The 236-nt window shown below is 38.6% G+C and carries 1 protein-coding gene; it reads right to left on the bottom strand.

The features are described from left to right. Nucleotides 1-23: 23 nt before the first annotated feature. The coding region (locus tag R0J87_RS24700; RefSeq protein WP_498889675.1) for a hypothetical protein at nt 24-236 on the bottom strand (213 nt) is incomplete at its 5' end.

Here is a 236-nt window from a genome sequence, read left to right as displayed (position 1 = left end):
TGATCGCCTAGTTGCTCATAGATCTAAGCCATATAGGCTTCTTTTTCGTAATGCATCGACAAGTCGTATGGGTGGGGCATAAAAGGTTTCATGTGATGTTGTTTAAAGCAATCCAGGGCTTCAGCATAGTGTTTCATTCCATATAATGCTTTTCCTTTTTCCAAATAGTAATAATCGTCCATCCCCATCTGCTTACGGTTTTCTTCAAGCAATTGATCTGCTTTTTCATATTCATG

This window comes from Halomonas sp. SIMBA_159 (genome assembly GCF_046536035.1).
Lineage (GTDB): Bacteria > Pseudomonadota > Gammaproteobacteria > Pseudomonadales > Halomonadaceae > Vreelandella > Vreelandella venusta_A.
Note: the sequence above shows the minus strand (reverse complement) of the source record. Positions and strands in the feature narration are given on the sequence as shown.